Below are 24,537 nucleotides of genomic sequence, written 5' to 3'. Positions count from 1 at the left end.
AATGTTTACGAAATCTTCTTACAATAACTATGAAAAAATCGAATTTACCTAAGATCGCATTTTCAATTCTGCTAGTGTCATTTGTTGCTGGATGTAGTGGTGGTCGATGGGGATTTCCGTACAAGGCTCCAATTCAACAAGGTAACTGGGTAACTCAGGAGCAGTTAGATTTACTTCAAAAAGGAATGACCAAAGAACAAGTGGTCTTCGCATTAGGAAATCCTGTTTCAAAAGATATCTTTAGGGCTAATCGCTGGGATTATCGTTACACATTTAAATCAGGATTTGGGTCTATGATTAAACGGGATTTAAGCCTTTGGTTTGACAGTAACGATAGATTGGTGGATTGGAAGGCGGATCCATTGCCACAATCGCAGCCTGCGACTTTTAAAATTCAACAAACTGGTGGTGTTAAGCCTGAAGCCGCACCTGAAGTTCCAGCCAACTAATTTATGAAGATTTCTATCTCAGGGGCCTCTGGCCGTATGGGGCGCATGCTTCAAGAGGCAGCCACTCAAATTGCGAGACTTGAAATTGTCTCTCTTCTTGATCAAGGTATGACGGATGAGCAGTTGCTCGAAGGCCTTCGTGCGGCTGATTGTCTTATTGACTTTACTAGACCCGAAGCTTCTATGCATTACCTGCCTTTGTGCGAAGAGCTGGGTACGAAAATGGTCATTGGCACCACGGGTTTTACTGCTGAGCAGAAGCATCGAATCGAGCAAGCGGCTCAGAAAATCGCTATTGTGATGGCTTCGAACATGAGTTTCGGCGTTAATGTGACGGTTAAGCTTTTGCAAGAAGCGGCTAAGCTATTAAAAAATTATGATATAGAGATTTTCGAAGCTCATCATAAGCATAAGGTCGATTCTCCTTCAGGCACGGCTATTATGATGGGTGAGGCTATAGCTGACACATTGGACGTGAATCTTGCGGATGTGGCCGATTGGACGCGCCACGGTCAGGTTGGGGCTCGTAAGGATGGGCATATTGGCTTTTCTGTGGTACGAGGCGGCTCTATTGTCGGTGAACATAAGGTTATGTTTTGCGGTGAAGGCGAGGTTATTGAAATCACGCATAAGTCTTCGAGCCGTGAGCATTATGCTGAAGGGGCGTTTAAGGCGGCTCTATTTCTTGAGAGCAAGGACACTGGCTTATTCGATATGCAGGACGTTATCGCTTCTGATTTATAAGCCCTTGCTTTGTTCCAATCTCAGGTCCAAGGCTTAGGCCCTTGCTTAGAGCTTATTCTCCTAAGCAAATCCCACTCATAGATCTAAATCCCTCACTCTTCAGAACTTGTCTCTATGAGCTCCTTCGCATGTGCTTTAGTAGTCGCCGTGATTTTCACGCCTCCAAGCATACGAGCGATTTCGTCCACTCTTTGCGTTTCATCCAATTCGCGTATCGTTGAGATGGTTCCGCTTTCTCGGCTCTCTTTATTGACCTCAAAATGATGATGAGCACATGCCGCTACCTGAGGCAAATGTGTGACGCACAAAACCTGATGGTCGCCTGAAAGTTTACGCAAAAGTTTGCCTACTATTTCTGCAACGCCGCCCCCAATCCCAGAGTCAACTTCATCAAATATAAGAGTAGGCACTTGTTGCGCACGGCTGGCAATAACCGAAATTGCAAGCGATATTCGTGCTAATTCCCCTCCAGATGCGACTTTCGATAATGGCATAACTTCGGTCCCCGCATGACCTGCGACTAAAAATTGAACAGATTCCAATCCATGAGCATTCGCTTGTGGCAATGCTTCCGTCGCTATCTCAAATCGTCCTCCCTCCATCGCTAGTGTTTGCATAGCCTTACTAACTTCTGCCCCAAGAGTCGCTGCAGTGGCTTTTCTTGCTTCGCTTAGTTTACTGGCAATGGACATATAGTTACTCTCGCAATCCTGAACTTGAGTCTCAAGCCCATCAATATCAACAGACACTTCAAGATCAGCCAATCGTGCTTCTAACCGCTGTTTATGCTCAAGTGCATCCTCTGGTTGAAAGCGAAATTTTTTCGATAAATCGTAGTATTTGCGAAGACGTGCTTCAACTGAATCGAGTTGTGCGGGATCATTTTCAACATTATTGAGGTAACGACGTAATTCACTGTGAGCCTCATCTGCAGCGATTCTTGCGGATTCCAATGAATCTAATATATCACGCAAGGATTTATCGCTCTCAACTAAATCATTTAAGATTGAGACGCTTTGTTCTAAGCCATCGACTACACCAACACCAACTCCAGAACCATAGGCACATACAGCACCATCGTTTTCCGAATCAAGCAGATTAATGATTTGAGCAACGCCTTCAATCAGTTCACTCGCATTTGAAAGCCTAGTATGCTCTTCATTTATAAGAACCCATTCGCCCTCAACAGGCTGCAATTCTTGAAGCTCACTAAGCTCCCACTGAACCTGTGCAATTTCTCTATCAATACTATCGGCTTTTGATTTTGCTTCATCTAGTAGTTTTTTTGCTGATTGCCATTTATTCCATGCATCAGCTACTTCCCGTACTAATGAGAAATGACCTCCCTGTGCATCAAGTAAATCGCGTTGAGATTGTGAGCGTAATAAAAGTTGATGTGCGTGCTGGCCATGAATATCAATCACTAATTCAGCAATCTCCTTCATTAGTGCCAATGTACACGGCACCCCATTTATAAAGGCTTTGCTATTTGAATTTGAATCAATAATGCGTCGCAAAATTAACTCGTCTGTCCCGTAATCGTGCTCTTTAAGCCAATGCCCTACATTATCGCTAACAGTAAAAACTGAGGTTATATCAGCCTTTGCACAGCCACTGCGTACAACAGATGAGCTCGCTCTTTGCCCTAGTGTTAGAAGTAAAGCATCAATCAAAATAGATTTTCCAGCTCCAGTTTCACCCGTGAATACAGTAAATCCTTCCTCAAAAGAAATATCTGCACGTTCTACAATCACAAAATCACGAATATGCAGAGAAACTAGCATTCGCCTTCCTCATGGCCTTCTGGCATGATATTCCAGTGCAGTTTTTTGCGTAGAGTTGAGAAATAGCTATATCCCACTGGATGGATAAACTGAGCTGGATTCTTGGATTTTCGTACCATGATTTTGTCGTTAACTTGAAGATTATTCCAGCTTTGCATATCAAAGTGCACGTTTGCTCCAAACCCTGAATGGCTCGCATCGCATACGGTTAGAGTTATCGCTCCACTAGTAGGGAGCACAATAGGCCTATGCGATAGTGTCTGCGGTGCAATGGGCACGACTAAAAACGCATCTGTTTTAGGGTGCATAATTGGTCCATCCGCAGATAGAGCATATGCAGTAGATCCTGTAGGGGTGGAAATGATTATGCCGTCGGCCCTCTGCCTATACATATGAACCCCATCGAAATCAACGGACACCTCTATCATCCCTGCGATGCCAGCACGATTTAATACTACGTCATTTAGTGCGATACCTGCATGAATTTCCTCAGACCCACGAATTATCGAGCCTTCAAGTAAGGCTCTTTTTTCAACTGTAAATTTTCCTTCAATAACAGACTGCACTGCAGCTTTTGATTTATGTACTGGAACATCTGTTATAAATCCTAAACGACCATGATTTATGCCAAGTAATGGCACGTGATAAGGTGCAAGTGAGCGAGCGGCTCCCAACATTGTGCCATCACCCCCTAAAACAATAGCCATATCTGCAAGTGCACCAATCTGGTCCATAGAGCCAATGTGATACTCATTTAATCGAGTATATTTAGCTGTGTCTTTTTCGATAATAACTTCAATTCCCGCATCAATTAGCTGATTAGCCAATTCACGCAAAGGCACGTCCATGCCTGAATCTTGATAACGCCCAACCAAAGCAATGGTTGAAAAATGCATAGATCAACCTTATATAAGCAAAATATGATTAAATGAATTATATATTAAGCAGTGTATAAAATTGGTACTAGGATTTTTTTATCCTAGGGCATAATGGGTTTGAGATGGATGACAGATCTTCAGAATTACTTACTAAACTAATTCAAGAATATATTCAAAAGGGTCAACCTGTTGGGTCTAAGCTTTTGGCCACTCATTTCAGTTTGTCATCAGCAACTATACGCAACGTTATGTCGGATCTAGAACGTCTAGGCCTTATTCATAGCCCCCATACATCTGCTGGTCGGGTACCCACACCAAAAGGGTATTCATATTTTGTAAATAATTTGCTTACTTCTAAACCGAGTTTTTGTGAGAGCCATGCAATCATAGAAGAAGCTTTAAGTACTTCAAATGCAAATTCAGTTCCAGATTTAATTGAAACGGCGGCAGGCATTCTTTCAAAACTTACACATTTTGCAGGTGTAGTTGTAATTCCAAATAGAGAATTGCACTTTAGGCATATCGAATTTGTGCGACTCTCGGACAGAACGGTTCTGATGATTTTAGTGTCACCTGAAGGTGAAGTGTTCAATAAGATACTAAATGTGAACCCTGAAATTACGGATTCATCATTGCATGAAGCGGCTTTATTTTTAAATACACATTATTCAGGCATGCCTCTTTCACAAGTTAGAAGCGAAATCACAAATCAGCTGAAAGACTTAAAACTTGATATATCATCCCTAATGCAATCGGCTATAGATTCTGGATTGACATCTTCGGGTGGTCAAATAAAAATCGCAGGTCAGGGAAAACTTCTCGATTCTGAAGATTTGGTCAGTGATCTCTCAAAACTCAAGAAGACATTTTCGCTTTTTGAGCAAAAATCGGAACTTGCACATATACTGGATTTGGTATCGCATTCTCAAGGAGTGCAGATTTATATTGGCGGAGAGTCGCCATACATGCCACTTCAGGACTTATCTATAGTCGCATCATCCTATAAATCAAATGGTAAAATCATAGGGTCTTTAGGCGTGATAGGTCCAAGTCGCATGGCGTACGATAAGGTTATACCCATAGTTGATATCACGGCTAAATTATTATCAAATACATTGAATGGTTAATATGCATTCTTCATTAGATTCTCATAATAATCGCATAGGCGTTCTTCTTATAAATTTAGGTACACCAGAGAAACCAACAACATCCGCAATCAGGGCCTATTTAAAAGAATTCTTATCTGATAGACGCGTAATAGAGGTGAATCCAGTTATTTGGAAAGTGATATTGAATGCGTTTATATTGCCACTAAGAGCTCCAAAATTAGTACCTAAATATGAAAGTATTTGGTCTGAGGAGAGGGGTGCTCCGCTTTTGTATCATACGCAGGATTTAGCGGAAAATATTAAAAAATTCTTATCAAGCAACATTTCCGTTGGGGTGGCTATGACATACGGATCGCCCTCCATTAATGATGAAATCAAAAAGTTCGGTAATGAGGGAATTGAAAGAATTTTATTCGTGCCTTTGTATCCGCAGTATTCGGGATCAACTACTGGGTCTGTTTACGATGCAGTATCTAGAGCTTTAAATAAAATTAGGAACCTTCCCGAGATACGCTTTATAAAAAGCTATTACGAAAGAGAGGAGTATATTGGGGCTATTGTCAAGTCGATCTTAAGGCATTGGGATGAGCATGGAAAGCCAGACAGATTGCTATGCAGCTTTCATGGACTGCCACAAACTATGATCGATGCGGGAGATCCTTATTATGAGCAATGTGTGCGGACGGTGGAGCTGATAAAGGGGGCATTGCCACAGGGAGGGCCTCAAGTAGATTTGGCATTTCAATCGAAATTTGGTCGGGCAAAGTGGATTGAGCCTGCTACTGAATCGGTTATACGCTCTTACCCAGCTCAGGAAGTAAAAAATGTGCATATTATTGCTCCTGGGTTTGCGGCTGATTGCATAGAGACAATAGATGAAATCGACCGCGAATTGCGAGAAATATTTTCAGAAAATGGGGGCGAGAAATTTAGCTATATCCCATGTCTTAATGGTGATGAATTTTGGGCTCAGGGGCTAGCAAATATTATCAATGACCATATTAGTAATTGGAGTCAAAATGTTAAGACTTAATCCTAGAGGAGATTTTCCTGAAGTATCTGAGACGGCTTTTGTTGATCCGACGGCTATTGTCTGTGGTAGGGTTATTGTTGGGCCGAATGTGTTTATCGGTCCATATGCCGTTATTCGTGCTGATGAGGTAGACGCAAATGGGGATATCGAGCCTATTACAATCGGTGCTTATTCTAATATTCAGGATGGGGTAGTAATTCATTCTAAGGATGGGGCACCAGTTGTGATTGGAGAGCACTCAAGCATTGCCCACAGATCTATTATTCATGGGCCATGTGTTATTGGAAACCGTGTGTTTGTGGGCTTTAATACTGTGGTTTATAACTCGGTAGTGGGGGATGAATCTGTATTGCGTCATAACTGTGTGGTCGACAGCCACGATATTCCTGAGAGATTTTATTTGCCATCTGCGACTGTTGTTCGAAAAGCGACTGACCTAAACAAATTAGATACGGTGCCTGAGGATGCACGCAATTTCTCTGAATCCGTTATGCTTACAAATATTAGTTTTGCGGCGGCCTATAGGAAAATCCAAAATACTCTTTGAAGAATTACTTGAAATAATCAAAACCATCCCTAGATACATTGAGTAACTAGGGATTTTTTTGGAGTATTTATGCAAAATACTGATAATGATTTGAATAACTCTGAGCTTAATGAAGAAATAAATAATGAGTCTTCAGAGGATATTCAGGATCAAATCGAGGATGAGGGATTAGAGGGATTAGAACAGGATAACGGTTTTGTTGAGAGTGAAGACCCACAAAAATTGATTTCTGAGCTTCAAGAGCAAGTTATGCAGATGCAAGATCAAAGTTTGCGTGCTATGGCTGAAGTAGAAAATATTAGACGTCGTTCAAATGAAGAGATTATTAAGGCTCGCAAATATGCACTGGAGGGGTTTGCGGCGGAGTTATTGCCAGTAAGAGATTCGCTAGAGGCTGCTTTAAGTGCGGAAGAACAAAGTCTAGAAAGTCTAAAAGAGGGCATGGATCTTACTTATAAGCAATTAACTCAAGCTTTAGAGAGAAATAATCTTACAGAAATTGCTCCTGAAGCTTCAGCTAAGTTTGACCCTAATTTTCATCAAGCAATTTCATCTGTCCCTGACTCTGATGTAGAGAAAGACTGTATCGTTCAGGTATTACAAAAAGGGTATAAATTAGCAGATCGTGTGGTTCGTCCTGCGTTAGTGATAGTATCGGCTGGTTAGGTTAAAGGGAAAGATTGATGGGGTGCGGGGCCATTGCCACCTAAGGGAAGAAAATTTTCTATTTTTTCTTGAAATTTTTTATGCAACCCATACATACAAATCATAAAGAATTTATTTAAAGGATTTCAATATGTCTAAAATTATTGGTATTGACTTAGGAACTACTAACAGCTGCGTTTCAGTTATGGACGGCGGCCAAATTAAAGTCATCGAAAACTCTGAGGGTGCACGTACAACTCCATCTATCGTAGCCTATGCGGCAGACGGAGAAATTCTTGTGGGTGCTCCTGCTAAGCGTCAGGCTGTAACTAATCCTCAAAACACAATTTTTGCTGTTAAGCGATTGATTGGACGTCGTTTTAAGGATGAGGAAGTTCAAAAAGATATTAATCTTATGCCTTATAAAATCGTCGAAGCAGAAAACGGCGATGCATGGGTTGAAGCTAACGGTAAGAAATTAGCTCCACAACAAGTATCAGCGGACATCCTACGCAAAATCAAAAAAACTGCTGAAGACTATTTGGGCGAGGAAGTTAAAGATGCAGTGATTACTGTGCCTGCATATTTCAACGACAGTCAGCGCCAAGCTACTAAAGACGCAGGTAAAATTGCTGGCTTAAATGTACTACGTATTATCAATGAGCCAACAGCTGCAGCTCTTGCTTTCGGTCTTGATAAGCAAGAATCTCGCGACCGTAAGATTGCAGTTTTTGACTTAGGTGGTGGTACATTCGATATTTCAATAATCGAAATTGCAGATGTGGATGGAGCAAATCAGTTTGAAGTGCTATCTACAAACGGTGATACTTTCTTGGGCGGTGAAGACTTCGATCAACGAATCATCGACTATATTGTTAGCGAATTTAAGAAAGATCAGGGCGTAGATTTATCTAAAGATGTGCTTGCTCTACAACGTTTAAAAGAGGCTGCAGAGAAAGCGAAAATCGAACTTTCATCTACTACTCAAACTGAGATTAATCTTCCGTATATTACTGCGGATGCTTCAGGTCCAAAACACTTGAATGTGAAATTGTCTCGTGCGAAATTAGAGGCATTAGTTGAAGATCTTATCGAACGTACAATCGAGCCATGCCGTATTGCGGTTAAAGATGCGGGCATTAAAGTTAGCGATATCGACGATGTAATTTTGGTAGGCGGTATGACTCGCATGCCTAAAGTTCAAGAGAAGGTGCAAGAGTTCTTCGGTAAAGCTCCTCGTAAAGACGTGAATCCAGACGAAGCTGTTGCGGTAGGTGCTGGTATCCAAGGTTCTGTACTTTCAGGAGATCGTAAGGATGTATTGCTTCTTGATGTGACTCCGCTTTCTTTAGGTATTGAAACATTGGGTGGTGTGATGACTAAGCTTATCCAGAAAAATACCACTATCCCTACACGTCATACTCAAGTGTTCTCAACTGCGGAGGATAATCAACCTGCAGTAACTATTAAAGTGTTCCAGGGTGAACGTGAGATTGCTCAGTACAACAAAGCTTTAGGTGAATTTAATCTTGAAGGAATCCCACCTGCTCCTCGCGGTATTCCTCAGATTGAGGTTACTCTAGATATCGACGCAAATGGTATCTTGAATGTGTCAGCTACAGATAAAGGCACTGGAAAAGAAAACAAAATCACTATCACTGCGAACTCTGGTTTGACTGATGCAGAAATTGAACGCATGGTTAAAGATGCTCAAGATAATGAAGAAGCAGATAAGAAAATTGCGGAGTTAGTTAAAGTGCGTAATGAAGCTGATGGCTTAGTTCATGCAACTCGCAAATCTTTAACTGAATACGGCGATAAACTTGAGGCTTCAGAAAAAGAAGCTATCGAGTCAGCTATCAAAGATCTTGAAGAAGCTATTAAAGGCGATAACAAAGAGGAAATTGAATCTAAAACTCAAGCTCTTCTCACATCATCTCAAAAATTAGGCGAGAAGATGTACGCAGATATGCAAGCTCAACAAGCGGCAGCTCAAGCAGCAGGTGCAGCTGGTGCGGCTGAGGCGGATTCAGCTCCTCAAGACGATAATGTAGTTGACGCTGATTTTACAGAAGTTAAATCTGAGGATTCAGAAAGCAAGTAATACCCAATGGCTAAACGTGACTTTTATGAAGTTCTAGGAGTTGCAAAGGGTGCGAGCGACGATGAGATAAAAAAAGCTTATCGTCGCTTAGCTATGAAATATCACCCAGATCGCAATCCCGATGACAAACAAGCTGAAGAAAGATTCAAAGAAGTGAAAGAGGCTTACGAGACTCTTTCTGACTCTAAAAAACGTCAAGCGTATGATACGTTTGGCCATGCAGGAGTCGACCCTAATGGTATGGGCGGCGGTGGCGGCTTTGGTGCTGGTGCAGATTTTGGAGATATATTCGGTGACATATTCGGAGATATTTTTGGTGGTGCTTCTCGAGGTGGTGGCCGTGCTCAGCCTCAGTCTTTCCGCGGAAATGATTTACGGTATCGCTTAGAGATTACCCTAGAGCAAGCTGCTTCTGGATATACAAAAGAGATTCGATTTAACGGTTACGACACTTGTGGTTCATGTCTCGGAACTGGCGGAAAAAATGGTGCAAAACCTACTACTTGTCCTACATGTAACGGTACAGGTGCCACCGTAGTTCGACAAGGACCATTGCGTTTCCAACAAACATGTCATGCTTGCGGAGGTACTGGTACAGTTATTAAAGATCCTTGCGATAAATGCGGTGGTGCAGGTCATGTGCGTAAACAAAAAACGCTATCTGTGGATGTACCACGAGGTATCGATCATGGTATGCGTATTCGCTTAAATGGTCATGGTGAACCTGGAATTAATGGTGGTCCATCAGGCGATTTGTATGTAGAGATTTCTATAAAGAAACATCCAATTTTTGAGAGGGATGGGGATGATTTGCATTGCGAAGTGCCATTGCCATTTGTGACAGCGGCTCTAGGTGGCGTTCTTGAAGTGCCCACTCTTCAGGGCAAAGCGAATATTACTGTTGCTGAAGGTACGCAATCAGGTAAGGTATTCCGCTTAAAAGGTAAGGGTATTCAAGGTGTACGCTCTTCTGTGCCTGGTGATCTTTACTGTCATGTTCATATCGAAACGCCTGTTAATTTAAGCGATGAGCAGAAAGATTTGCTACGTCAGTTTGATGCGACAATTGAGAAGAATTCGGGAAAAAATTCACCTCAAAATAAGCATTGGACAAACAAAGTAAAAGATTTTTTTAGTAGTCTATAAGTTAGAATTTTCATTATGACCCACCGAAACGGTGGGTTTATTTTTGTTACACATAGATAAGTTCTATATAGAACCTATTAAAAAATCTTACAATGTTTCAATATTTGTAATTTTAATTTCCTAAAATTGCAGAGTTTTATTTTTAATAATAATTTCTAATTGAGGGTTTTATGAACAAAATTTTCAAGGTTGTATATAACAAAACACTTGGTTCATGGGTTGCAGTAAATGAATTTGCCCGAGGTTACTGTAAGAATGTTAGCACAAAAAAATTAATTGCTTCTTTAGCCCTCAGTGGAATGGCAATGGGTGTGCTTGCACAGACAACTACTGTGGATTTGACAACTTTGAGATTTGATCCTACAGTCTCTGGTGCTCCTACTGATCCTAATGGACCTTGGGGTGATAATGCGGGCGAAGGACCGATTGTTGCGGGGGCAGGGGAAACCATTAATGCAAGTGGTAGTTTAACTGGAATTATAGAAAATAAAAGTAACGGTAATCCGATAGTTGATAATTTAAGCTTTGGTGCTAAGGATAGGTTAGATGTCTTCAAAAATATAATTAAAACTTTAAGCTCCGAGGAGAAAGAGCTTTATAGAGCTCAAAATCCAGATTTAGTAAGAGAAGGATACGGAGATCCTTTGTCTTACGAGGAATTAAAAAAATATTTAATTCAGGAAGATGGTTCTTGGTTAGATGACTCAATAACTATAGTTCCTTTAATTACTACTACAGTTGTTGGGATTGACGAAAAAACAAATAAAGATAAACCTTATAAAGTTTATAATTCATCTAATCTTATAATAAGAAACTCAAATAATAGTGGCGACTATAGAAATACAATTTCTTTACCAAATAAATCAGCTGATAAACCTTTTTATGTCAAATCAAGAATAGCTACAGCTAAAGATGGAGGGAAGGTTGAACTTCAAATTAGCGGAGGTAACGCAGATGAAAGATTAAATATGGGGATTAAAGATTCTCATTTGTTAGTCGCTGATGGAGTTGATAGTGTTTTATCATTAGAATTGACCAAACCTTTAACGCTTTTACTTGGTGATTCCTGGTATTCATATCAACCTTCATCTGGTTCTGCAATATACGAAAAATATAGAAAATTTTCTTATAGAAAATTTAAGGGCAAATTTACACCTAAATATGGGAATTTAACTTTAAAAGAATTCAATGTAACTGATCAAAATTCATTGAGAGAATACAATGATTATCTCATTGAAAAAATTAAAGACCATACTATTAAATCAGAGGGTGCCTACAACATATTATTTAATCAAGCTCTTACGACCAAAAAGATTATAGTTGAATTAAATGAGGATGCTTTATCTCCAATAAATAACGAATATAGTATACCAATGGGTGAGAGATCATTACTTCATGCATCCAATGGTGGCACAGTCATATTGAAAGAGGGTTCAATACTACGTAATTCTGAAATGAATGAGGCCCCTGTCCCTGTCGGACTTGATTTCGACAAAGGATTTTTTGGTGCTATGACTGCCCTAGGAGATGGAAGTAAAGCTATTAATAAAGGAACATTATTTTTTACCAGAGGTACTATTTATATTTCACAGGGCATGACCTCTAAATCTGGTGGAACCATAATTAATGATACTAGTGGAAAAATCTATGGTGGTCAACTAAGTGAGCCTACTCAAATCATAGACTCTCAATCTGGACAAATGCTTATGATGGCATTAGTCTCAGGTAAAGCAATAAATAAAGGAAAACTTTTCGTACTAACTCCTCTCTCAAGAGGCATTTATGGACAGTCGCAAAGTACTACTACTAATGAAGGTGAAATATTTCTAGGTATCTTAGACTTATCAAAACCAGTTCTAAGGACCGGCTCTTCGCCTCTACATGGAATGTTTGTTAATGCTAATGGTAAACATATAAATACTGGCAAAATACATATAGGTTTTAATGAAGCTGGAGTACATACCAATCCTCAAAACTTAATTTATCGCGGTGTCACTATCTATGGCGATGGATCAATCGACGATATTAAAAATCAAGACGAATATTCATTCGAAAATAATGGTGAGATAAAAATTTATTCTAAAACTGATGGAGCTACTGGTATCTTCCTAGAGGGTAGTAATATTAGGGTTTTGAACAGTAAAAATATAGAAATTAATGGTCATGTCCCTAATGGTAGGCACAATATGGGTATTAGTTTTATGGGATATACAGGGAACTATCTCAAGAATACAGCAAATATTATTGTTAATGGTTCTAATAACATTGGTGTCAAAACATTTAGACCTTCTAAAAATCATTCGTATGATAACGAGTTTTTAAACACTGAATCTTCAAAAATAATTGTGAATTCTGCTCAGGATGGCGGCTTACCTAATTATGGTGTTTGGGCAGAGGGTGGAACGCTAAAAATTGACGGTAAAGTTGAGTTACATGGTGATGACACAATTGCTATTCATGCTAGAAATAATGGAAAAGTGATTTTAGGTGAACATGCGACTGTTAATATTGTTGGGGATGGATCTAGACAAGTTTCATATTTTATACATGGTCCACAAGCTAGCATTGTAAATAATAGCTCTGCGTCTTTAGTAGCGGTTGGTAATAATTCCACTTTGTTCCGTATAGACGGAGGTTCTTCTTACAACGGAACTGCTGAAGAGGGTAAAGCCCCACCTACTTTAGAGGCTAAAGGTAATGGATCAGTTGCATTATTGATTACAGATAAGGATCAAGCATCTAAAAAATCATCTAACGTTATTACAGGTAATGCCACAATAAATGCTACTGGTGAAGACTCTATTGCACTTAAAGTTGCGGGTGGTGCAACTGGCTTACTTAGTAGAGAAACAACCTTAAATTTATCTGGGCTTAGAGCTAAAGCAGCTGTTGTAGATGGCATGTTAACTTCAGTGGCTGGAGATGAGGTAGGAGTTAAAGAAAATACTAAACTAGTTTCAGAATCAAATATAACTTCTTCAACTTCTGCTCAAGATTCAAGAGCTTACACAGTTAGATAACAAATGCTTATAAAGGTGCAACGCATGTAGAGTCTGGCAAACTTACTCTCGCTTCAGATAATGCGACTGGTACTGCAGAATCGCATACAAGCAAAATCATTTTAGAGAATGGTACTGAAGTTGCGACCGATTCGAATAAGGTGGCTCACTCAGATGCACTTGATGCGAAGGAAGGCTCTAAAGTTACGCTTAACGATGGCACTTTGAATCTACACCACTCGAATGCTTCTGAAGCCTCTAGTAGCATAGCAGGCGAAGGGGCTTTGAGCGGCTCTGCTAAATCGAAAATTGTTCTTAATACTGCAGAACACGCTTCTAGCCTAGTTATCAAGAAAGCAAATAGTGCATTCTCAGGCACTGTTGAAGCTCAAGATAACACATCGCTTGTACTTGAAAATCTTGATTCAATTGGCAATGGTAAAGTGACCGTCTCAGGATCAGGAAATGCTACGCTTAAAGCATTAAGCGGTGTATTTGATAATGTTGTAAGCGGAGATGGATCTCTTGTAGTAGATGGTGGAGATGTTGAATTAGCGGCTGATAATTCTGCTCTCACTGGCACTGTTGATATCAAAGATAATTCGATTGCAAAAGCTAAGAATCAAAATGCACTTGGTACTGGAGTAGTTAATACTAACGACACTGGTAAGCTTGAACTAAGCACCATGACTGGTGATGCTGGCAAGCTTAAGGTTGCTATTAAAGGCTCTGGTAGCGTTGAGACTTCTGAAGGTGCACAAGTTGAACTCACTAAAGATAGTACTGAGTTCGATGGAATTTGGAATGTACTTGAAGGTACTAAATTAATTGCCACAAAACTATCTCAATTTGGTACAGGTGAGGCTGTAGCTGAAGGTACAGTTGAACTTAAAGGCATTAAGGGTGAATCAGGTAAACCTGAAATACTCTCTACACCTACAATCTCTGGAGAAGGTGAAGTTGCATTAACAAATGCCTCTTACATCTCTTTAACTAAAGACTCTAAAGTAGATGAGTTCACAGGAAACTGGAATTTAGCTGAAGGTACTAAGCTTCTCAGAGATAACTCAGAAGCATCAGCTGAGGTCTCATTAACCGATAAGGTTAAAGGAGACGGTACATACGCAGTAGATGCAAACAATCAGTCAGTTGCATTTAACGGCAAGTATGATGAGTTTAATGGCTCTTATGAGATAAATAACGCGAAAGTTGAACTTAATCCTCAAAACGTTAAGGCTACTCACTCTGGAGCTACTTTAGTTCTTAATAAAGGGGCGGTAGCAGATGTACCTAAATTCGGTGATCCAGCTGCACCTGTTGAGATTGGCTCATTAACGCTAAATGGTGGCGAAGTTAAATTAAATAACGCAATCATTGCATATAAAGAGAATGTTCCAGCTTCGCTTAAAGTTGAGAACTTAAATGTTCAAGCGGTTGTTGATCCTGTTCTTAGAGCTGCAGGTGATAAATCTAAGGTATCAGTAATCGCTGATGAGTTTGTATCTGATCCTCTAGCAGAAAATGAGAAAGCACTTCTTACTCAGGATGATGCAGAGAATAAAGTACTTCTAATCGAAGCAACAGGTACAGTAGAAGGAGAAGAGTCAAATGTAGAGGTTGTATTTACCGATAAAGACGGCAATAACATCTCTAATCCAGCTAAACTTAATATCGTTCAACACAATGAAGCTGTAGCTGAAGGTGAATACGACCTTGCATCGCACCTGCAAAAAGAGCGAGTTGGTGATACTGAGAAAGGACTTTATGCTTCCTATATTCTTAAATCACTTAAACTTCTAAAAGATCAACAACTCTCTTTGGTAGCAGACCCTGCAAATACAGCTGAAGGTGCAAATACACTTTCAGCTAAGCTTACAGGAGAAGGCGGTTTAGATATCGGCACTGGCAATGATGACCCTAACACTCACAAAGTAGAGATTGCAAACTCTGCTAATGAGTTTACAGGCGATACTAATGTTTTAGGTGGCACACTTATCGCAGGCTCAGAAAATGCTCTAGGTTCTGCTGATAAACACACAGCTAATTTAAATGTTGATTCTGATGCTGTGTTTGAAATCAAAGAAGGATTAGATGCAACTAAACCAGTTCATATTGGGTGCTTAAACGCTGAGAAAGACTCTACTGTAGACCTTAAAACAGGCAAACTTGTGGTTCATGGTGATTGTGCAGATGGTCTAAGCACTGCCAAAGAAGGCACTCTTAAAGGGCTTGATGGTAGTGAGCTTGAAGTCGTAGGCACGGAGGCTATGAAATCTCATCTTAAATCTGAAGGTGCTCAAGATGAATTAAATAGCAAAATCACTGTCAGTGAGCATGGCATCTATGAGATAGGTCATGAAGATGGTGCAGGCCATGGTCCAGTGGCAGTTGCTCAAAACGGTAATTTTGTAATCAATACAGACGGTAATATCGATAATGATCTCTCTGGAGATGGTTTGGTATCAGTTAAAGCTGATAAAACTGTAGAACTCTCAGGCGATAACTCTGGTTTAACAGCCACTTCAGAGCTTGATATTGAAGATGGTGCAGACGTTACAGCTAAAGAGAAGAAAAACCTTGGCTCAACAACAGTTGATACAAATAACTCAGGTACTTTAAATTTAACAGCTAATGGCACAATCGATGCAAAAGTTAAAGGTAATGGTACTCTTAATTTTGATGGTCGCTTAGAGTTAACACCAGAGACATTACCAAACTTTGGTGGAGACTTGGTTGGAGCCGATGGCAGTACACTAATTGCAGGCACAAATGATACTCCAATTGACCTTAAGGTTAAGAAACTTGCTATAGGTACAGGTTCTACTTTTGCGGGTGTCGGCTCTATAGCAGGTGATATCGAAAACAATGGCTCATTTATCGTAGGAGCTGAAGACAAAGGACTTGCAGCTGATCAAGCACAAGGACCTGGTTCTAAATCTGATTATATGGTGGGAGGTAATTTCACTAATAAAGCAGGTGGAACGATATTCCTTGGTGGTGAAAAAGACAATCTAGATAATGTAGGTTCAACTCTAAGAGTTGAAGGAGACTATGTTGGAGAAGAGGGGTCTAAGCTAAAAGTGAACACCATCTGGAATAATCCAAATGAATTGGTAACTGATGCTCTTCATGTAAAAGGTAAAGCCTCTGGCTCTACTAAAGTAGAAGTAGGTAATAACGGCGTAGTACGCGGTGATGTTATTCCTTATGAGGACGATAAATACTCTGAAGTTTTAGTAACCGTAGACCAAGATCATGAGGGTAATGTGTTTACAGGTTCAGCAGAGACTGAGGGAGCAGAACAGATACAGCTTGTTAAAGTGGGTAATAACTATAAGTGAAAACTTAAAGGTACGTTCTCACAATCAGTTCCAGGATATTTGCAAGGGCCTACCATTAATTTAAGTACAGGGTTTGCAGACCTTGGGACCTTAAATGAGAGGATTGGAGCTCAATCTCAATCTACAAACGCAGGCGGTAAGGTTTGGGGTCGAATCAGAGGCACTGATCTTGATTTAACAGGCTCTAAGCAGTTCTCCTCTAAGTCTACATCTACCTCATGGCAGTTTGGCTTTGACCTTGCGACTAAGTATAGAGGTCTAAATGCAAGAAGCGAGACAGGAGTGATGTTTGGCTACACAAACACAGATGTGGATACGTATGATAAAGAGAGAAAAGTAAACGGTATAGTGGTGGATGATAAGTTAGCAGGTGGTATCACAACAGATGCCCTAAGCCTAGGTGTTTATCATACAAGCTATAACCCTAATGGTTCGTACTTTGATTTAGTAGGACAAGTGAGTAAGCTTAAAAACAAATACAATGCACGCAATGGTATTAAGGCTGATCAAAGTGGCTGGAGTGCGTTGCTATCGGCAGAGATTGGACATAAGTTTGCACTTGGTACTGCAGGTGGATTTATCGAGCCACAAGCACAGCTTGCCTACCAACATCTAAGCCTAGATGACTTTAAAGACAAAGCTCGTGAAGTCAAGGGAGTGGATGCAAATGCCCTAAGAGGCAGAGTTGGTGTAAGGATGGGATATGACTTAGCCCCTAAAGCATCTGCAGTAGGCAGCTCGGTGTATATGACAGCTAACTTAATCACAGATTTAGCATCAAATCCGAAAGTGAAAATCGGTAAGGATAATGTGGAAGAGAAATTCAACCGCACATTCTTAGAGATTGGCTTAGGAGGACAAGCATCTATGAGTAAGTCTTTGAACCTATATGGTGATATAAGAGTACAGACTAATGTAGGCAGCAAAGATCGCTCTGGAATCAAAGGTCAGATTGGTCTTAAGTATAGCTGGTAGTAGTAAGGGTCCTTTGGACCCTTGCGATAAGCCCAAAATACAAAAAAGCCCACCGTCACAGGTGGGCTTAATCATATGCAAAAAATTATTTGCAGTTCTTGCTTACGCTCTTATTCAAAGAGTCACCATCTAAATACACATCATTAATTTCGCATGCTCCAGAACTTAAGCAATTCACATCCCAAATCACAACCTCAGACTCTCCGATTTTAGCGAGCAAAATATTTTTTGTGATTTCACTAAATGTGATGGATTGATTGAAATCAGGCTTATCCGCATTCCACATAATATTTTCTTTTACACCGCAAGAATTACCGTTGCGTGTTGATTTCTCAAGTTTCAACAAAGAATCTTTTAATCGACTTGAGGCCGCTCCATAAACAACATCCGTAGATTTAGCTTTGCCGCCGCTTTCAAGAACAGCGACATACAATTTTGCAAGAAAATCGGACTGCAAATTTGTGGTGTTTTCTTGAGCTGTAACTGACGAGACACATAAGAATTGCATGCACAATAAGCCAAAATATTTATGAATTTTTTTCATTTGAGAGTCGAGAGAAAATAAATAAATTATTTTAACATCGCCACTTATATTCTTATTAGTTATATACTTATAATTTTTAGTTATAAATATGAGGGTTTTGAAGTGACTAGGGATTTGAAAATCAGGGCGGCATTAATAGTTTTAGGTATGGCTTTAGTTGCAATGATTCTGTCCCATGTACCACCGCTTAACTCCTTACATTTAAGTCCTCTTATTATTGCAGTTTTGCTTGGAGCCTTAGTCGGTAATATCGTTCCCCGCATTCTTAAGCTCGTTGTTTTAAGCGGCGTTTACGCAAAGTGTACTAGAGAGGCTCTTCGTCTAGGAATCATTTTGTATGGTTTTAGGATAACGCTTGATCAAATAATGCTTGTGGGATACGAAGGCATTGCCTACGCATTTATTATCGTATTTAGTACTTTTTTTGTTGGCTTCTTCGCTTCGCGAGCAATGGGTCTGGATAGGCAATCTGCTTCGCTCATTAGCTCAGGAAGTGCTATCTGTGGGGCTGCAGCTGTTCTTGCCACTGAAAGTATTGTTAAAGGAAGTAGTCAGAAAGTTGGTATTGCTGTAGCTACTGTGGTCGTATTCGGTACCACATGTATGTTTGTTTACCCTTTGGTCTACGAATCAGGCATATTAGGTTTTACAAAGGCCCAGATGGGATTTTTTATGGGCGGCAGTTTGCACGAGGTAGCACATGCAGTTGCAGCTGGATTTTCTGTAGGCGGGGAAGCAAGCTCAATCACCGTTATTATTAAAATGCTGCGTGTACTTATGCTTGTTCCATTCCTGCTTATGCTTGGATTGAATTCTGCGTATTTTGGCTCTCCTGAAGGGGCTTCATCTATTCGCAAGTCTATTCCAGTATTCGCAATTTGGTTTTTGGTAGTAGTGATAGTTGCATCGTTATTGCCACTAAACATTAGGCAAACTATTACTCCAACAATCGCTCTGATAGACGATTTTCTACTCACCGTTGCGATGTTCGCCCTAGGGCTATCTATACAGAAGGATATGTTCAAAAAAGCTGGATTTAAGCCTTATATAATTGCGACTATTATGCTTTGCTGGCTGATTTTGATTTGTTATATCGGTGCATCGATATTGGGCACTCAGTAGCTATTCAGAACGCAAAGTCAGAAGCTCCAAATATCGCTCTTGATCAGGGGGGCGGCCCGCACGTTGCGACTCCCAAATAATCTGCCCCAAACTCTCCATCATAACGTGGTGGGCCTCATGTTCGCCTTTTTTTGCGGCAAGCTTATCGAATACTGCACGAATACCGCGAGGACTATCGATGGATAGCTGCTCTTCAATCGATAAATGCATAGATAGATGAAGAAAAGGATTAGTCTGCCCAGCCGCAACCGTAAATTCCGCATGCGTTGCATTAGGGTCGCGCAGAATCGCAAAATATTCGGGATGCATAAGAATCCACTTAATCGCTAATTTGCCCATAGCATCAAGCGGCTCGTTTCGTTCGTAGCGCCCAAAAGTGCCAACAAAAAATTCACGAACCTGAGTGACCGTAGGGTTAAATAAAGACATAATTATTCAGAGCTTGATACGAAAAGAGAAAGCATACCTGCTGCGATAAGAGGCCCGACTGGCACGCCTCTAAAGAAAGCGACACCTATTAGTGTTCCTATGATTAGTCCAGTAATTAAGGTAGGGTGAAACTTCATTAATGTTACCCCGCGACCCCCAAACCATGCGACTAAAACGCCTACCGCAATGGCGGAGATGATTTTCCAATCCAAGAATTCTTTCAATGATGGAAGTACCACTTTTCCTGAAACTAATGGACTCAATACGCCTATTGTTAAAATGATAATCCCTAGATTAATGCCATTTTTATTTATCCATGGCAATGCCGCCGCCAACCCCGTTTGTTGCACAATCAACAGCACGAGTGCAGATATCGCAATCGCTACGTTATGCCCAAAATACCCAAGTAAAACTAGAGCAATCAAAAGCCCTGTAACCGCATTGAAGTGAAAATTTATCATGTTATTTTATTTAGAATTAAGAGTGCTCCATCGCCGCCAATACTATCTGGAGCAGGCACAAAAGCCACAACACTTGGTCTATCCCGACACCAAGACATAACTGCTGATTTTAATACAGGTACACCATCCTTTGACCCTAAACCTTTTCCGTGTATTACCATGCAACAACGCACCTTATGGATATTACATGAACTCATAAATCGCTCAAACCGCTCGTATGCCTCATCTTCCGTGAATCCATGTAAATCCAAGGTCGATTCAATAGCCCAATGCCCTTGCTTTAATTTCTTGATTACATCATGTCCTATGGATGGTGCAAGATAAAAATCATGTCCGTAATTGTCCACTACTTTGGCAATGTCCTTGCGTTGTTTCTGAGGTTTTGTATCTTTAAGGGATTTCTTAGGTTTCTCAATCCGTCCTTCTGCTTGAAGTCGTTTGTTTTTGAATACTTCTGTGAGCTTTATTTCTTGAGGTTTTCTTTCGTGGCGATTTGCGTTTTCTAGTTTGACGACGCCTTTAATTGATTTAATAAATAGCAGCTTGTCCTCTGGCGAAATATTAACTTGAAACTTAACATTTTCAGGGGACACTTGCATGGATATTTCGCTTCGCCCCTCTTTGTTTGTTTTTTTGGTGCTCGTAGTTTGCGATCGCTCTTTCGTAGAGGACATAGGCTTGGGGTCAGGCGATTGTACTTTCTCGTTCTCGCTTTGAGCAGATTTTAAGGCCTTAAAATCCTTTAAATCCTTAAGCCCAAGCCTTTGTTTTTTATTAGAGGGCATTTTGTTCCAACCATGCCTGTGCATCGAGAGCTGCCATACATCCCGTTCCTGCACTAGTTATCGCTTGCTTATAGATATCATCCTGCACATCTCCAGCCGCAAACACACCCTCCACTGATGTCATGGTGGAGAAAATTTTGTTACCTTTGCGTGTCATGATATATCCGTTTTTCAGCTCCAGCTGCCCCTCAAATATTTTTGTATTTGGAGTATGCCCTATGGCAATGAACACGCCACTCACCTCCAGCTCTTTTTTACTAGAGTCAAGTGTAGATTCCAACTCCACGCCAGTAACTCCAAGGGCATCTCCTTTTACTTCTTTAAGAGTGCTATGTAAGTGAAGTTTTATATTTCCTTCTTCACCAGTTTTCGCCATTAATTTATCAATCAAAATAGGTTCGGCTTTAAATTTATCGCGTCGGTGAATAAGATGTACGGTTTTACAAATATTAGAGAGATATAGTGCCTCTTCTACTGCCGAGTTCCCGCCGCCTACAACGACTACATCTTTTCCGCGATAAAAAAATCCATCGCATGTAGCACAAGCTGAGACGCCACGTCCCATAAATTCTTGTTCGCTCTCTAGACCTAAATAACGAGCTGACGCCCCTGTGGCAATGATTAGTGAATCGCAACTTATCTCTCTTGCTCCATCTGTTTTTAATTTAAAAGGGCGTGCAGATAAATCACAGGAGATAACTGAATCAAATAAAACTTTTGTATCGAACCTTTGAACATGTTTGAGCATTTTGTCCATAAGTTCTGGTCCTTGAATGCCCTCTACTTCTCCTGGCCAATTATCTACTTCGGTCGTAGTAGTTAGTTGTCCTCCTTGTTGAAGTCCAGTTATTAGTAAGGGCTTTAAATTTGCTCTTGAGGCATATAGTGCAGCCGTATATCCAGCTGGTCCTGAGCCTAAAACAACCACTTTTTCATGTACGAAATCGGACATTCTTAAGTGCTCCATAAATTTTGTATTAGTTATAATATTTTGCAAACTATTATAAATTAGATTATGGCACTCTCTAAGAAATCTCCACCGGCTCCAAAGCCTCAAAGTCGCTTCGGGTCGTTGCTTAACGAAATCAAGGGTTTAATTTTTATGATCATAAGTCTTGGACTTGGACTTATGCTTTTTTCATGGTCACCTGCTGACCCTGGTTGGTTAAGTACAGTTAGTTCAAACGATTATGTTCATAATTATTTAGGCTACTTTGGAGCCTATATTTCTCAAGGAATTTTGTATTTGATGGGCTATTCATCGTGGTTCATCGTATTGATTTTACTGGTGCGTGGTTTAAGCCTTACCCGTCGTACATATCAGAAATTAGTTTTAGATCCAGATTTTGTATTGCCACGTGTGGAGTGGGAGATTTGGATTGGTTTTGCCATGGTCATGATATCGGCCATGATTATTGAAGCCTCGCAGTTTCATGATATTTCTTCTAATTTACCTGGCGGAGCAGGGGGCGTAATTGGCATAAGTTTGGCCTCAGCAATGCAAAGTTTTATAGGCGTGATACCAACAAATATTTTTATGATATTTGTGTTTTTGATTGGTATATCCTTAGCTTTAAAATTTTCTTGGTTTGATATTTTTGAGTGGGTAGGTGCAGGTCTTTTAGGGCTTTTTGGGTATTTTTCCGAAGTCAGTGAGGCAAATGCGGATCGTAAAGCAGGTGAGGCTGCAATTGCGAACCGACGCTCAACAGCTGAGTTTGAGGATGAAACTGAGCCTGAAGTCGCAAGTACTAAATCAGACCCAATCGATAGCATTCTAAGTACTAAAAACGAATCAGACTCTGATATAGATGATGAAGTTCGTATAGAGCCGAAATTAAGTAAGGGTGGGATGAATGCGGGGGCATTGCCACCTAATGAGCCTACGATTAAACCTCAAAAAATTTTAGTGAAAAAAGCTGTTTCTCAACAGGGGTTATTCTTAAACGGTTCATCATCAGTGGATTTGCCATCTATTGATTTGCTTAACCCTCCATCGGCAGAAGTCGAGACAGTTACAGATGAGACTATTGAATTTACTTCACGGCTTATCGAGAAAAAATTAAAAGATTTCGGTGTAGATGTTAAGGTCGTGGCCGCTCAGCCTGGTCCTGTAATCACAAGATATGAAATCGAACCTGCAACTGGTGTTCGCGGCACACAAATTGTAAACCTGTCTAAGGACTTAGCTAGATCTTTAAGCCTTGTGCGTATTCGTGTGGTCGAAACTATATTAGGTAAAAATTTGATGGGGATTGAGTTACCCAATCCACGCAGGCAGTACGTAAATATCTGCGAGATTATAGGGTCTGAGGTCTATCATAAAAGTCCGTCTCTCTTAACTGTTGTATTAGGTAAGGATATTGCAGGAAACCCTATTGTTGCGGACCTTGCAAAGATGCCTCACTTGCTTGTTGCGGGTACTACGGGTTCGGGTAAATCAGTAGGCATTAATGCGATGATTTTATCGATTCTCTATAAAGCGAAACCAGACGAAGTTAAGCTTATTTTGATTGATCCGAAGATGCTAGAGATGAGTGTGTATGAAGGCATTCAGCATTTGTTGGCTCCAGTCATTACAAATATGTCTCATGCAGCAAATGCTCTTAATTGGTGTGTGTCTGAGATGGAGCGACGTTATAAGCTTATGAGTAAAGTAGGCACTCGCAATTTAGCTGGGTATAACAATAAAGTGCGAGAGGCTGAAGCTAAGGGCGAGCCGCTTACGAATCCATTTACATTGACACCAGAGGATCCAGAGCCGCTTGAGGTTCTTCCAATGATTGTGGTTATCGTTGATGAGCTTGCCGATTTAATGATGCAATCAGGTAAGAAAATTGAGGAATTAATCGCAAGGCTTGCTCAAAAGGCTCGTGCAGCGGGAATTCATTTAATATTAGCTACTCAAAGACCTAGTGTAGATGTAATTACGGGTTTGATTAAAGCAAATATTCCAACTCGTATATCATTTCAAGTGTCTTCAAAAGTTGATTCACGCACTATTCTCGATCAGATGGGGGCGGAGTCACTTTTAGGGCAAGGCGATATGCTTTATTTGCCACCTGGTTCTGGACTTCCACTTCGTGTTCATGGGGCGTTTGTTGCAGATGATGAGGTTGCACGTGTTGTAGATTTTCTCAAACAACAAGGTGAACCTGATTATGTAGACGGTATCATAGAAGGTGTTTCAAGCTCTGACGGATTTAATGGTGGGGGCTTTGATGGCATTGACGGTGAAAAGGATGAACTCTATGATAGGGCTGTAGAGATTGTTATTAGCTCAAGGAAAGCATCAATCTCTTTTGTTCAAAGACAGCTTCGCATTGGGTACAACCGTGCCGCACGTTTACTAGAACAAATGGAATCAAGCGGTATCGTATCTCCTATGCAATCGAATAATAATCGAACTGTCCTTGTACCTGGTCCTAACGGGGAGGAATGA

Annotated in this window: 20 protein-coding genes; 13 read left to right on the top strand and 7 right to left on the bottom strand. The window is 40.5% G+C overall.

Annotation, left to right across the window (positions count from 1 at the left end):
* Positions 1-29 precede the first annotated feature (29 nt).
* The gene (locus TASI_RS05835) at positions 30-449 is read left to right on the top strand and encodes an outer membrane protein assembly factor BamE (protein ID WP_014111841.1); all 420 of its coding nucleotides are present in this window, start codon (positions 30-32) and stop codon (positions 447-449) included.
* 3 nt (positions 450-452) lie between these two features.
* Positions 453-1,193, top strand: a complete 741-nt coding sequence (dapB, locus tag TASI_RS05830) for a 4-hydroxy-tetrahydrodipicolinate reductase (protein ID WP_014111840.1) — start codon at positions 453-455, stop codon at positions 1,191-1,193.
* A gap of 92 nt (positions 1,194-1,285) precedes the next feature.
* Here the strand turns inward: dapB and recN are convergent, their stop codons facing one another.
* Both recN and TASI_RS05820 read right to left on the bottom strand, forming a co-directional pair.
* Entirely contained in the window at positions 1,286-2,977 is a 1,692-nt protein-coding gene (gene recN / locus TASI_RS05825) for a DNA repair protein RecN (RefSeq protein ID WP_014111839.1), read from the bottom strand.
* Positions 2,971-3,873: an NAD kinase gene (locus TASI_RS05820; RefSeq protein WP_014111838.1), complete on the bottom strand. Its 903-nt coding sequence runs from the start codon at positions 3,871-3,873 to the stop codon at positions 2,971-2,973. The genes recN and TASI_RS05820 overlap by 7 nt, the downstream gene beginning before the upstream one ends.
* Positions 3,874-3,977: 104 nt before the next feature.
* Here TASI_RS05820 and hrcA point away from each other — a divergent pair, with 104 nt between their 5' ends.
* From hrcA to TASI_RS08020, 9 genes are all read left to right on the top strand, one after another.
* The gene (hrcA, locus tag TASI_RS05815) at positions 3,978-4,982 is read left to right on the top strand and encodes a heat-inducible transcriptional repressor HrcA (RefSeq protein ID WP_014111837.1); all 1,005 of its coding nucleotides are present in this window, start codon (positions 3,978-3,980) and stop codon (positions 4,980-4,982) included.
* A 1-nt stretch (position 4,983) separates the two neighbouring features.
* On the top strand, positions 4,984-5,997 hold the full coding sequence (gene hemH, locus TASI_RS05810) for a ferrochelatase (RefSeq protein WP_014111836.1): 1,014 nt from the start codon (positions 4,984-4,986) through the stop codon (positions 5,995-5,997).
* A complete protein-coding gene (locus TASI_RS05805; RefSeq protein ID WP_014111835.1) occupies positions 5,984-6,544 on the top strand; it encodes an LbetaH domain-containing protein in 561 nt (186 codons plus the stop codon). The genes hemH and TASI_RS05805 overlap by 14 nt, the downstream gene beginning before the upstream one ends.
* A gap of 69 nt (positions 6,545-6,613) precedes the next feature.
* A complete protein-coding gene (gene grpE, locus TASI_RS05800) occupies positions 6,614-7,210 on the top strand; it encodes a nucleotide exchange factor GrpE (protein WP_014111834.1) in 597 nt (198 codons plus the stop codon).
* 130 nt (positions 7,211-7,340) lie between these two features.
* A complete protein-coding gene (gene dnaK / locus TASI_RS05795) occupies positions 7,341-9,293 on the top strand; it encodes a molecular chaperone DnaK (RefSeq protein WP_014111833.1) in 1,953 nt (650 codons plus the stop codon).
* A 6-nt stretch (positions 9,294-9,299) separates the two neighbouring features.
* Positions 9,300-10,439 (top strand): molecular chaperone DnaJ, encoded by a 1,140-nt coding sequence (gene dnaJ, locus TASI_RS05790; protein WP_014111832.1) that lies wholly within the window; start codon positions 9,300-9,302, stop codon positions 10,437-10,439.
* 170 nt (positions 10,440-10,609) lie between these two features.
* The gene (locus tag TASI_RS08030) at positions 10,610-13,459 is read left to right on the top strand and encodes an ESPR domain-containing protein (protein ID WP_014111831.1); all 2,850 of its coding nucleotides are present in this window, start codon (positions 10,610-10,612) and stop codon (positions 13,457-13,459) included.
* Positions 13,460-13,599: 140 nt separating this feature from the next.
* Positions 13,600-16,779 (top strand): hypothetical protein, encoded by a 3,180-nt coding sequence (locus tag TASI_RS08025; protein WP_228359736.1) that lies wholly within the window; start codon positions 13,600-13,602, stop codon positions 16,777-16,779.
* Positions 16,780-16,818: 39 nt separating this feature from the next.
* Positions 16,819-17,754, top strand: a complete 936-nt coding sequence (locus TASI_RS08020) for an autotransporter outer membrane beta-barrel domain-containing protein (RefSeq protein ID WP_228359735.1) — start codon at positions 16,819-16,821, stop codon at positions 17,752-17,754.
* An 85-nt stretch (positions 17,755-17,839) separates the two neighbouring features.
* Here the strand turns inward: TASI_RS08020 and TASI_RS05780 are convergent, their stop codons facing one another.
* The gene (locus tag TASI_RS05780) at positions 17,840-18,298 is read right to left on the bottom strand and encodes a hypothetical protein (RefSeq protein ID WP_014111829.1); all 459 of its coding nucleotides are present in this window, start codon (positions 18,296-18,298) and stop codon (positions 17,840-17,842) included.
* 102 nt (positions 18,299-18,400) lie between these two features.
* Between TASI_RS05780 and TASI_RS05775 the strand changes: the two genes are divergently transcribed.
* On the top strand, positions 18,401-19,420 hold the full coding sequence (locus TASI_RS05775) for a YeiH family protein (RefSeq protein WP_014111828.1): 1,020 nt from the start codon (positions 18,401-18,403) through the stop codon (positions 19,418-19,420).
* On the opposite strand, the gene TASI_RS05770 is transcribed toward TASI_RS05775, so the two are convergent.
* The 4 genes from TASI_RS05770 to trxB are packed head-to-tail and all read right to left on the bottom strand — an operon-like array spanning position 19,421 to position 22,047.
* Positions 19,421-19,849 (bottom strand): DUF1841 family protein, encoded by a 429-nt coding sequence (locus TASI_RS05770; RefSeq protein ID WP_014111827.1) that lies wholly within the window; start codon positions 19,847-19,849, stop codon positions 19,421-19,423.
* A gap of 2 nt (positions 19,850-19,851) precedes the next feature.
* Positions 19,852-20,310, bottom strand: coding sequence for a DUF441 domain-containing protein (locus tag TASI_RS05765; RefSeq protein ID WP_014111826.1), 459 nt, complete (start codon positions 20,308-20,310; stop codon positions 19,852-19,854).
* Positions 20,307-21,095, bottom strand: coding sequence for a Smr/MutS family protein (locus TASI_RS05760; protein WP_014111825.1), 789 nt, complete (start codon positions 21,093-21,095; stop codon positions 20,307-20,309). Before TASI_RS05760 ends, TASI_RS05765 begins: the two co-directional genes overlap by 4 nt.
* Entirely contained in the window at positions 21,085-22,047 is a 963-nt protein-coding gene (gene trxB, locus TASI_RS05755; RefSeq protein WP_014111824.1) for a thioredoxin-disulfide reductase, read from the bottom strand. The genes TASI_RS05760 and trxB overlap by 11 nt, the downstream gene beginning before the upstream one ends.
* A gap of 63 nt (positions 22,048-22,110) precedes the next feature.
* Between trxB and TASI_RS05750 the strand changes: the two genes are divergently transcribed.
* Positions 22,111-24,537 carry a DNA translocase FtsK gene (locus TASI_RS05750; protein ID WP_044978108.1) on the top strand — a complete coding sequence of 809 codons (2,427 nt, stop codon included), beginning with the start codon at positions 22,111-22,113 and terminating at the stop codon, positions 24,535-24,537.

The organism is Taylorella asinigenitalis MCE3, assembly GCF_000226625.1.
Classification (GTDB): Bacteria; Pseudomonadota; Gammaproteobacteria; order Burkholderiales; family Burkholderiaceae_B; genus Taylorella; species Taylorella asinigenitalis.
This window is presented reverse-complemented; position numbering and strand designations above follow the sequence as displayed.